General features: G+C 73.2%; 8 protein-coding genes and 2 pseudogenes. 4 read left to right on the forward strand and 6 right to left on the reverse strand.

Going from position 1 to position 10,327, the window contains the following annotated elements:
• Window positions 1-45: 45 nt before the first annotated feature.
• Window positions 46-1,572 carry a S8 family peptidase gene (locus VE546_RS11280; protein ID WP_324921203.1) on the reverse strand — a complete coding sequence of 509 codons (1,527 nt, stop codon included), beginning with the start codon at window positions 1,570-1,572 and terminating at the stop codon, window positions 46-48.
• A gap of 441 nt (window positions 1,573-2,013) precedes the next feature.
• Between VE546_RS11280 and VE546_RS27965 the strand changes: the two genes are divergently transcribed.
• From VE546_RS27965 to moaA, 3 genes and pseudogenes are all read left to right on the forward strand, one after another.
• A complete protein-coding gene (locus VE546_RS27965) occupies window positions 2,014-2,226 on the forward strand; it encodes a DUF485 domain-containing protein (RefSeq protein ID WP_414720450.1) in 213 nt (70 codons plus the stop codon).
• Window positions 2,220-3,084: pseudogene (locus tag VE546_RS11290) on the forward strand (solute symporter family protein); the annotation flags it as partial. The gene VE546_RS27965 and the pseudogene VE546_RS11290, both read left to right, overlap by 7 nt.
• 164 nt (window positions 3,085-3,248) lie before the next feature.
• Window positions 3,249-4,238 carry a GTP 3',8-cyclase MoaA gene (moaA, locus tag VE546_RS11295; RefSeq protein ID WP_324921204.1) on the forward strand — a complete coding sequence of 330 codons (990 nt, stop codon included), beginning with the start codon at window positions 3,249-3,251 and terminating at the stop codon, window positions 4,236-4,238.
• Here the strand turns inward: moaA and VE546_RS11300 are convergent.
• Both VE546_RS11300 and VE546_RS11305 read right to left on the reverse strand, forming a co-directional pair.
• Window positions 4,221-4,463, reverse strand: a complete 243-nt coding sequence (locus VE546_RS11300) for a hypothetical protein (RefSeq protein WP_324921206.1) — start codon at window positions 4,461-4,463, stop codon at window positions 4,221-4,223. The genes moaA and VE546_RS11300 overlap by 18 nt on opposite strands.
• Before the next feature lie 369 nt (window positions 4,464-4,832).
• Window positions 4,833-5,180, reverse strand: a pseudogene (locus VE546_RS11305) (DUF3099 domain-containing protein); the annotation flags it as partial.
• A gap of 206 nt (window positions 5,181-5,386) precedes the next feature.
• Between VE546_RS11305 and VE546_RS11310 the strand changes: the two are divergent.
• Entirely contained in the window at window positions 5,387-5,665 is a 279-nt protein-coding gene (locus VE546_RS11310) for a GlsB/YeaQ/YmgE family stress response membrane protein (protein WP_324921208.1), read from the forward strand.
• 79 nt (window positions 5,666-5,744) lie between these two features.
• On the opposite strand, the gene tyrS is transcribed toward VE546_RS11310, so the two are convergent.
• The 3 genes from tyrS to VE546_RS11325 form a co-directional block, all read right to left on the reverse strand.
• Complete coding sequence (gene tyrS / locus VE546_RS11315) at window positions 5,745-7,154, reverse strand: tyrosine--tRNA ligase (RefSeq protein ID WP_324921210.1); 1,410 nt, start codon at window positions 7,152-7,154, stop codon at window positions 5,745-5,747.
• Window positions 7,155-7,244: 90 nt separating this feature from the next.
• The gene (locus tag VE546_RS11320) at window positions 7,245-8,645 is read right to left on the reverse strand and encodes a metallopeptidase TldD-related protein (protein ID WP_324921211.1); all 1,401 of its coding nucleotides are present in this window, start codon (window positions 8,643-8,645) and stop codon (window positions 7,245-7,247) included.
• Window positions 8,642-10,186, reverse strand: a complete 1,545-nt coding sequence (locus VE546_RS11325; RefSeq protein WP_414720449.1) for a TldD/PmbA family protein — start codon at window positions 10,184-10,186, stop codon at window positions 8,642-8,644. Before VE546_RS11325 ends, VE546_RS11320 begins: the two co-directional genes overlap by 4 nt.
• Window positions 10,187-10,327 lie beyond the last annotated feature (141 nt).

Genomic DNA, 10,327 nt, shown 5'->3' on the forward strand with positions numbered 1-10,327 from the left:
GGCGGCCCGGAACCCCGGGCCGCCGCGGGACGCCCGATCGCCCGGTTACTCCACGGCGTCCAGGGCGTCGACGATGCCGTGGCCGTAGAAGCCGTTGACGTGCCTGCCGCCCTCGCAGACGGAGTCCTCGACGCCGTTGCCGTCCGGGTCGTAGAACTCCGGGCATCCGGGGTTGTCCGCCTGCGCCTTGAGCATCAGCTGGAGCATCGCCGGGCTCGCCCAGGGGTGCTCGCTCTTGAGCAGCGCCGCCACGCCGGCGACGTGCGGGCTGGCCATCGAGGTGCCCTGCAGGAAGGCGTAGGAGTCGTTCGGCATGGTCGACAGGATCCGGCCGTTGCCCGACGGGGTGTCCGGGATCTGGTACCGGTCGCCGCCCGGGGCCGCGACGTCGGCGACCCGGTGGCCGTAGCTGGAGTAGTACGACTTGAGGTCCTGCACGCCCGTCGCCGAGACCGTCACCACGCCCGGGAGCTGGGTCGGCACGTCCCAGCACTCCGACGGGTCGATGGTGCGCTCGACCGGCGTGGTGTCGTTCGGGCTGGAGTCGTCGACGATCGCGTCGGAGGCCAGGTCGTGGTTGGAGTTGCCCGCCGAGGCGACGTGCAGCGTGCCCTTGCGCTCGGCGTAGCGCGCGGCCCGGTCGATCGCCTCCACGACCGCGCCCTGGTCCGCGTCGTCGCGGCAGTTGTACAGGTACGGGTCGACGTAGTAGCTGTTGTTGGTGACCTCCACGCCCTTGTCGGCCGCGAAGACGAAGGCGCAGATCACGGCCTCCGGGTAGAAGAGGCCGCTGTCGGGGTCGCTCACCTTGATGGAGGACACCTTCACGCCCGGCGCGACCCCCGCCACGCCGACGCCGTTGCGGGCCGCGGCCACGGTGCCCGCGACGTGCGTGCCGTGGTAGTCGTCGGCGGTGTACGGGCGCCAGGCGCCCTCGCTGGTGTCGGCGACGCCGCCGACGCAGTTCGCGGACTGGCCCGCCGAGAAGTTCGGAGCCAGGTCCGGGTGGGTGTCGTCGACACCGGTGTCGATCACCGCGACGGTGACCCGGTCACTGCCCGGGTTCACCTTGGCGGCCTCGTCCGCCCGGATGGCGCGCAGGCCCCACAGGTCCCCCTCCAGGGGCTCGGCGCCGTCGCCCGCCGCCCGGGGGGCCGCCCCCTCGGCCCCGTCCACGTACTGCGGGGCGCCGACCTCGGTCGTTCCCGCGGACTTCAGCGGCGCGGTGCGGGTGGCGCCCGCGGAGTGCACGCCGCGCACCTCGCGCATGGCCTCGGCGAAGCCGGGGTTCGCCGAGTGGGCGACGATCACACCGATCTTCCGGTGCGTGACGACGACCGTGCCGCCGGCCTCGGCTATCTCCCGCTCCACGCGGGCGAGCGTGGCGGGACGGGTGGAGGTGTTGACCACGTACGACAGCAGTGCGCCGTCCGCGGCCGCCGGGGCCGTGGCCGCCGGGGCGTCCTGGGCCAGGGCCGTACCGGTGCCGGGCAGCAGGCCCAGGGAGACGGTCAGCGCCAGCCCGGCCGGTACCGCGAGGGCGCGGCGCCGGCCGGAGGATCTCGATGCCATGGGTGCTCCATGTCTGTGGGAACGCAGGGTCCGCAAAGGTCCGTCCGGTAATCGGGCTTGGCCGCACGGATGTATGACGACGGAAGCTATCGCCCTCTCCGGGGAGGCGGCAACGGGTCCCACGGAAGGAGGAGTGCGGCGTACGGCGAGGGCGCTCCGGCCCGCACGGGGCTGGGATGCGCCTTCGCGGCATCACTGTGACGCACGTCACGCCGGAGTCCCCGATGTCGTCCGTCCGGAGCCACCGAGGAGACCTCGCCCGAGAAGCCGCCCCCGCCCCGCCCTCCCGGCCGGGCCCCGGCCCCCCTCCCGCGCCGCCCGCGGCCCCGGCCCTGACGCCCGAGCGCTGCGCCGAGGTGCGGTCGGGCGCGAGATCGGCGAACTCCGCGCGCCCACCGCTCGTTCGCCTTCCCGCTCACAGCCGGCTTCGTCCCCTGGTACCTGCCGTACGTCCTGCTGCCCGACTACACGGGCGGTCTGACGGGCACCAGGGTGCCGGGCAACGTCAACGTCGCCCTCGTGCTCGGCATCGCCCGGTTCGCCGGCACCTCCGCCGTCGCCTGGCGGTACTCCCGCCGCGCCGCGGCGAAGACCGATCCCGGGGCCGAGGCCATAGGTCCCGTCCGGAGGCCGGCGCACGACCCCCGTCGCTGATCCCGGGCACCGCCGGACTGCCGCACATCCCGATCCGCTTCCCGATCCGCTTCTGCACCGCGCCCACGGCCCGGGCCGCCCGTACGCCGGTCGGCTGGGCGATCGGCACCGTCGGCGCCTTCCACCCGGTGATCCACCCGATGGCCATCGCGCTCGGCTTCGGGACGGCGGCGCTGCTCGGCCAGGAGACCATCACCGCGTCCAACGCGGCGGGCGACACCGCGGCACCGCTGCTCGCCCGGTAGATCGGCGGCGGCGCCGGATCGGCGGGCGGGGCGATCCCGCTCGCGGTGCTCCCCGCCGCCTTCGCCACGATCCTCGCGGTCGTCGCGGGGACTCGCCCTCGCCTCCTCGTCCTCCTTCGCCCACGACCTGTACGCCAACGTCGTCCGCAGGGGGAAGGCGGCCGGGAGGGAGGAGGTCGCGGCCGCCCCGCTCGCCGCCGTCGCGATCGGCGCGGTCGCCATCGCGCTGGGCATCTGCGCGGGCACGCTCGACGTCGCCTATCCGGCGGCGCCGGCCCTCGCGGTCGCCGCGTCCGCCGGTCCGCCCACGATCCTCCACAGCCTGTTCCGGAAGCGCTTCACCACCCGGGGCGCGCTGTGGTCCGTCTGCGGCGGCCCCGGCTCGTCCGTGCTGCCGGTGCTCCTCTCGCCGGTGGTCCCGGGCAAGGAGACCTCGATGTTCCCCGGCGCGGACTTCCACTGGTTCCCGCTGGAGAACCCGGGCCCGGTCTCCATCCCGCCGGGCTTCCCGCTCGGCCGGGTCGGCTCGCCGCTGTCCGGGGACGAGGAGGCCACCGGCCCGAAGTACGCCGAGCCGGAGGTGCGTTCCCCGACCGGCGCGGGCGCGCACTGAGGGGCCCCGGGGCGCTCGCGGCGCGCCCCGGACGCCCGGGAGCCCGGCCCGCCCCACGGCCCCGGCCACGGCGGACGCCCCTCATCCGCCCCCGGCGCCCACCGGACGCCGGGGGCGTCGCGTACGCTGCGAGCAGATGTCCATCCCTGGGAGGGGCCGTCGGCATGCTGCTGGACACCTACGGCCGGGTCGCCACCGATCTGCGCGTATCGCTCACCGACCGCTGCAACCTGCGGTGCACCTACTGCATGCCCGAGGAAGGGCTCCAGTGGCTCGCCAGGCCCGAGCTGCTCACGGACGACGAGATCGTCCGCCTGGTGCGGATCGCCGTGACCCTGCTGGGCGTGCGGGAGGTGCGCTTCACCGGCGGGGAGCCGCTGCTGCGTCCCGGGCTGGTGGGCATCGTCGAGCGCTGCGCCGCCCTGGAGCCGAGGCCGAGGCTGTCGCTGACCACCAACGGCATCGGGCTGGAGCGCACCGCCGCGGCGCTGCGCGAGGCCGGGCTGGACCGGGTCAACGTCTCCCTCGACACCCTCGATCCCGGGGTCTTCGAGCGGATGACCCGCCGCAGGCGGCACGCCGACGTCCTGCGCGGTCTGGCGGCCGCGCGGGCGGCCGGGCTCGCCCCGGTCAAGGTCAACGCCGTGCTGATGCCCGGCCTCAACGACACCGAGGCCCCCGACCTGCTCTCCTGGGCCATGGAACACGGCTACGAGCTGCGTTTCATCGAGCAGATGCCGCTCGACCCCCAGCACGGCTGGCGGCGCGAGGGCATGATCACCGCGGGTGACATCCTCGCCTCCCTGCGCACCCGCTTCTCCCTCACTCCCGAGGGCGAGGACGAGCGCGGCTCCGCGCCGGCCGAGCGCTGGCTCGTCGACGGCGGCCCCCACCGCGTCGGAGTCATCGCCTCCGTCACCCGCCCCTTCTGCCGCGCCTGCGACCGCACCCGGCTGACGGCCGACGGACAGGTCCGCACCTGCCTGTTCGCCCGGGAGGAGTCCGACCTGCGCGGGGCGCTGCGCTCGGGAGCGCGGGACGCCGAGATCGCCGAGCTGTGGAAGACGGCGATGTGGGGCAAGAAGGCGGGGTCGGGGCTGGACGACCCCGCCTTCCTCCAGCCCGACCGTCCGATGTCAGCGATCGGCGGCTGAGCCCTCCCGGCCCTCTCCCCGGTCCTCCCACTCGGCCAGGGGCACCACGTCCTTGAGGAAGCCGCGCACCCCCAGGAACTGCGACAGGTACTCCCGGTGGGCCTCGCAGGCCAGCCACGTCTTGCGGCGCTCCGGGGTGTGCAGTTTCGGGTTGTTCCAGGCCAGTACCCATACGGCGGCCTCGCGGCAGCCCTTGGCGGAGCAGATGGCGGTGGGTTCGGTCACGGGTTCGGTCACGGTCCCCTATACAAACACGTGCACGAACACGGCGACGCCGGGCAGCCACGGGGGGAGCTGCCCGGCGTCGGTCCGTCGCTCCGACGGGGGATGCGGAGCGTGTACGCAGTATGGCACGTGCACCCTTCCTCGGGGCACCGGAACGCATGATTGATCTGAGCCATTCCCGGCCTTCCCCGCCCGGGACGCCCCGGCCCCGGCCCGGCTCCCTCTCAGTCCTGCCCCGGCTCCGTCTCAGTCCTGCCGGTCGGGCCCCGAGCGGCTCGGTTCCGGACCGTGCCCGTCCGCCGGGCGGTCCGGCTCCCACGGTGGCTGCCGCACCGTACGCCCCTCCCAGGGGGTCTGCCGCACCGTACGCCCCTCCGGGCCCTCCGCGTGCTCCTCCGGCGTGTGCTCCGCCGGGCCCAGCGCCGTCCGCGGGGGTGTGGCGATGTAGGAGTCGGGCAGGGAGGGCGCGTTCTCCCGCCCGCCGTTGGCGATGACCACCGCCACGTACGGCAGCGTCGCGCCGAGCACCAGGGTGATCACGGCCAGCGGGCGCTGCACGTTCCACAGGAACACGGTCAGCAGCACCGCGACGGTGCGCACCAGCATCGAGATCACATAGCGCCGTTCCCGGCCGCGGACATCCTCGGCGAGGCCCTGGCGGGCTCCGGTGATCCGGAAGACCTCCGGACCGCGCTGCTTGCGCCTCACACTCACCACTGCTCAGACCGCCAATCCCCGAGGAGGTCCCGCCGGGTTCCCGGCCTTTCCCACACTACGCCCCGACTCCGCCGCATACGAAGGCGGGTAGAGGGCACCCGATGCGCCAGGGACGCCTCCCACCCGGATGGCCCCACGGGCATGCGGACGGGACGTCCTCCGGCACAAGCTGAACGCGCACATCGCGCGCCGCACGAGGAGGCAACATGAGCTGGTTGTGGGCGATCGTCGTGGGCCTGGTGCTCGGCATCCTGGCCCGCGGCCTCCTTCCCGGCAGGCAGAACATCCCCCTGTGGCTGACGGCCATCTTCGGCATCCTCGGCGGGATCCTGGGCAACGCCGTGGCGGGGTGGATCGGTGTGGAGGACACCAGGGGCATCGACTGGATCCGGCATATCCTCCAGCTCGCCGGGGCCGTGCTGATCGTCGCGCTGGGCACTCCGCTGTACGCGTCGATCAGGGGCCAGGGCAGGAGGACCGCCTGACGCGCCCGGGCACGACCCGGTACGGCGTCCCGAGGGGCCGGCCGCACAGTGGATGCGCCGGCCCCTTCGCCCGTGCCGGTCAGAGCCCCCGGACCTCGGCGACCTTGCGGCCCGCCTTGAGGTAGACGGCGCCGGACAGCCCGGCTTCCGCCAGCTTCTCCGGGACGACCTCGGCCAGCGGGCGCAGCGCGTCCGCCTCGGGCAGCACGACCGTCTCCTGGCCCTGCTCGGTCTCGACGACCAGCCGCAGCCCGTTCTGCTTGGCGATGCGGCGGGCGGCCGAGGCGCTGGGGGTGAACTCCAGCACGCTCGCCAGGATCGCCGCGATGCCCTTCCCGCCGTGCTCGACGGCGTCCACCACCGGCAGGCTCTCCACGTCGGTGAAGGACTTCTTCGAGAACTGCGCGGTGAAGCCCGCGCGGGCCGCCATCGCCGCCTTGACGCCGTGGAGCGCGGTGACGACCTCGCCGGCCAGGACCTTCTTCAGGTCCATCGGGTGCAGCGACCCCTCCTCGATCCGGGTGCCGACCAGGTCGATCTCGGTGTCGGTCCACTCCGTCCAGGCCCGCAGGTAGGGCACCATCAGCCGGTCCGGAATCGACATGATCTTGCCGAAGACGTCGTCGGCGGAAGCGCTCAGCGCGATGTAGTTGCCCTTGGACTTCGACATCTTCGCGCCCGAGCCGTCCGTGCCCTCGATCAGCGGCATGGTGACGATCATCTGCGGCTTCTTGCCGTAGATCTCCATCACCTTGCGGCCCATCTGCATGTTCAGCAGCTGGTCCACACCGCCCAGCTCGATGTCCGCGTCGATCTCGGCGGAGTCGATGGCCATCGCCACCGGGTAGATCAGCTCCGACATCGTCAGCCCGTGTCCGGCCGCGAGCCGGTTGCGGAAGTCCTCGCGCTGCAGCAGGGACGAGGCCCCGATCTGGGAGAGGATGCCGATCAGCCGCGGCAGGGTGATGCCGGCCAGCCACTCGCTGTTGTGCCGGAACCGCACGCGGTCGAAGTCGAAGAACGGCTTCACCTGGTCCCGGTAGCCCGCCAGGTTGCGGGCGATGTCCTCGTCCGTCAGCGGCGGACGCTCCGAGGAGCGTCCCGAGGGGTCGCCGATCTTGGCCGTGATGTCACCGATGATCAGCGTGACGTCGTGCCCCATCCGCTGGAAGCGGCTCAGGACGATCATCGGCACCGTGTGGCCCAGGTGCACGTCCGCCGCCGTCGGGTCGATGCCCAGCTTGACGTTCAGGCCGCGCCCGGCCTCCCGGGCGGCGTCGATCTGCTCGGCGAGCTTCTCCACCGACGGCAGGACGTCCACGGCCCGTCCGGCGATCAGCTCGGCCTGCTCCTTCGCGGACAGGTCCGTCAGGTCCAGATAACGGCGCGCGCCCGTCTCCGCGAGCAGCCGCTCGACGGTGTCGTCGGAGGAGAGGTCCTGTGCCAGCAGTTCGCAGGCACGCTGCACGGAGTCGCCGAGGCGTGTCACGTTCGTTCCCGGTGATCGAATCGGATGGATGGCTGACTGGGGCCGACCGCATGGATGCGTGGTCCGGGTCTGGGGAAGAGTCTAAGCCGCTCACACCCCCCGGCTGACGGAGCTCATGTTGAAGTCCGGCACGCGCAGCGCGGGCATCGCCGCCCTGGTGAACCAGTCCGACCACTCGCGCGGCAGCGTGCGCTCGGTGCGTCCCGCCTCGGTGGCCCGGGACAGCAGGTCCACCGGCGACTCGTTGAACCGGAAGTTGTTCACCGAACCGGTGACCTCGCCGTTCTCCACCAGGTAGACGCCGTCCCGGGTCAGCCCGGTCAGCAGCAGGGTCGCGGGGTCGACCTCGCGGATGTACCACAGGCAGGTCAGCAGCAGGCCGGGACCGTCGTGGCCGGTGTTCGCGACCATCTCCTCCAGCGAGGCGGTGCCTCCCCCGTCCAGGGTCAGGTTGTCGATCCCCGGTGCCACCGGCAGGCCCGTCAGCCCCGCCGAGTGCCGGGTGGTCAGCAGGTGCCGCAGTTCGCCGCCGCGCATCCACTCGGTCCTCGACAGGGGCAGCCCGTTGTCGAAGACCGAGGCGTCGTCGCCGGAGGAGTGCGCGATCACGAACGGCGCCGCCTCCAGGCCGGGGGCGGCCGGGTCGCTGCTCAGCGTCAGCGGCAGCTCCGACAGCCGCTCGCCGACCCGGGTGCCGCCGCCCGGCCTGCTGAACACCGTGCGTCCCTCGGCGGCGTCACGCCCCACGGACGACCACATCTGGTAGATCAGCAGGTCCGCCACGGCGCTCGGCGGCAGCAGCGTCTCGTACCGCCCCGCCGGCAGCTCCACCTGCCGCTTGGCCCATTCCAGCCGCTGCGCCAGCTCGGCGTCCAGGGCCTGCGGGTCGACGTCCGTGAAGTCGCGGGTCGCCCGCCCCGCCCACGCGGACCGGGTGCGGTCCGGGGACTTGGCGTTGATCTCCAGCGTGCCGGTGGGCTGGTCGTGGCGCAGCCGCAGCCCGGTGGAGGTCCCCAGGTAGGTGGAGACCATCTGGTGGTGGGCGAAGCCGTACAGCTCGCGGCCCTCCGCACGGGCCCGCGCGAAGGACTCGCCCAGCGCCGGGGCGAAGGCGGCGAAGACCGAGGAGGAGGTCTCGGCCGGGGCCTCGGCGAAGTCGGGGGAGGCGGGCACGCCCTCCACCAGCGGCTGGGCGTCCTCGGCCGGTCCGGCGTTCCGCGCGGCCTCCTCCGCGGCCCGCACCAGCGGCTCGATGTCCGCGTCGGTGACGGCCGAGCGGGAGACCACTCCCGACGCCGTGCCCTCGGCGCCGTCGACGGTCGCGATGACGGTGAGCGTGCGGCCGCGGGTGACGCCGTTGGTCGTCAGCGCGTTGCCCGCCCACCGCAGGTTGGCGGTGGACTCCTCGTCGGCGATCACCACACAGCCGTCGGCCCGCGACAGCTCCAGCGCGCGCTCGACGACCTCGTGAGGAGCGGGGGACTTCATCATCGACCGGCCTCCTGGGCGGTGTTGAGGATGTTGACGCCGCGGAAGAGCGCGGAGGGACAGCCGTGGGAGACGGCGGCGACCTGGCCCGGCTGGGCCTTGCCGCAGTTGAACGCGCCGCCGAGCACGTACGTCTGCGGCCCGCCGACGGCCTCCAGCGACCCCCAGAAGTCGGTGGTGGTCGCCTGGTAGGCCACGTCGCGCAACTGCCCGGCGAGCCGTCCGTTCTCGATCCGGAAGAAGCGCTGCCCGGTGAACTGGAAGTTGTAGCGCTGCATGTCGATCGACCACGAGCGGTCGCCGACCACGTAGATGCCCCGCTCCACGCGCGAGATCAGCTCCTCGGTCGACGGGCCGCCGGGAGCCGGCCGGAGCGAGACGTTCGCCATGCGCTGCACGGGCACGTGGGCGGGGGAGTCGGCGTAGGCGCAGCCGTTGGAGCGGCCCAGCCCGGTCAGCCTGGCGATCCGCCGGTCGAGCTGGTAGCCGACCAGGATCCCCTCCCGGACCAGGTCCCAGGACTGGGCCTCCACGCCCTCGTCGTCGTAGCCGATCGTCGCCAGCCCGTGCTCGGCGGTGCGGTCACCGGTGACGTTCATGACCGGGGAGCCGTACTTCAGCGTGCCGAGCTTGTCCAGGGTGGCGAAGGAGGTGCCGGCGTAGGCCGCCTCGTACCCCAGGGCCCGGTCCAGCTCGGTGGCGTGGCCGATCGACTCGTGGATGGTCAGCCAGAGGTTGGAGGGGTCGACCACCAGGTCGTACGTGCCCGGTTCGACGCTCGGCGCGCGCATCTTCTCGGCCAGCAGCCCGGGGATCCGCTCCAGCTCCGCGTCCCAGTCCCAGCCGGTGCCCGTCAGGTACTCCCAGCCCCGCCCGACCGGTGGTGCCAGGGTCCGCATCGAGTCGAACTCGCCGGACTCGGCGACCGACACGGCCGTCAGCTCCGGATGCAGCCGCACCCGCTGCTGGGTGGTGACGGTGCCCGCCGTGTCCGCGTAGAACTTGTTCTCCTGGACGGTCAGCAACGAGGCGTCCGCGTGCGACACGCCGTCGGCGGCCAGCAGCCGCTCGCTCCACTGCGTCAGCAGCCCCGTCTTCTCCGCGTCCGGCACGTCGAAGGGGTTGATCTCGTAGGACGAGACCCACGTCCGCTCGCCGTGCACCGGCTCGTCCGCCAGCTCCACCCGTTCGTCGGACCCGGCCGCCTCGATCACCTTCGCCGACAGCTTCGCCATCTCCACGGCCTGCTCCGCCACCCGGGCGGCGGCGTCCGGCGTCAGGTCCACCCCCGAGGCGAACCCCCACGCCCCGCCGTGCACCACCCGCACCGCGAACCCGGCGTCGGTGACGTCCGAGGAGCCGGCCGGCCTCGCGTCCCGCAGCCGCCAGGAGGCGCTGCGGATCCGTTCCAGGCGGAAGTCGGCGTGTTCGGCCCCCAGCTCCCCGGCCCGGGTGAGCGCCGCGTCGGCGAGCGCGCGCAGCGGCAGCGAGAGGAAGGACTCATCGATCTGGTGCACCACGGACGCTCCTCCTTGTCGATGCATGATCGCAGTGAACCACGCCTCCGGGCGGGCGCGGCGAGTTTTCCACAGGCCGGCCTCCGCAGGTCCGTCCGCCACGGGTCCGTCCTACCCTGTCGGGGACGGCGGGGGAGAGCCAGGGGAGGGGCGGATGGGCGAGGAGAG

The organism is Streptomyces sp. (genome assembly GCF_035644915.1).
Lineage (GTDB): Bacteria > Actinomycetota > Actinomycetes > Streptomycetales > Streptomycetaceae > Streptomyces.

Bases quoted from the DNA above. Each gene is read 5' to 3' on its own strand.
- VE546_RS11325 (WP_414720449.1), bottom strand. From the start codon at position 10,186: ATGCATCGACAAGGAGGAGCGTCCGTGGTGCACCAGATCGATGAGTCC.
- VE546_RS11310 (WP_324921208.1), top strand. From the start codon at position 5,387: ATGAGCTGGTTGTGGGCGATCGTCGTGGGCCTGGTGCTCGGCATCCTG.
- VE546_RS11280 (WP_324921203.1), bottom strand. From the start codon at position 1,572: ATGGCATCGAGATCCTCCGGCCGGCGCCGCGCCCTCGCGGTACCGGCC.
- moaA (WP_324921204.1), top strand. From the start codon at position 3,249: ATGCTGCTGGACACCTACGGCCGGGTCGCCACCGATCTGCGCGTATCG.
- VE546_RS11320 (WP_324921211.1), bottom strand. From the start codon at position 8,645: ATGATGAAGTCCCCCGCTCCTCACGAGGTCGTCGAGCGCGCGCTGGAG.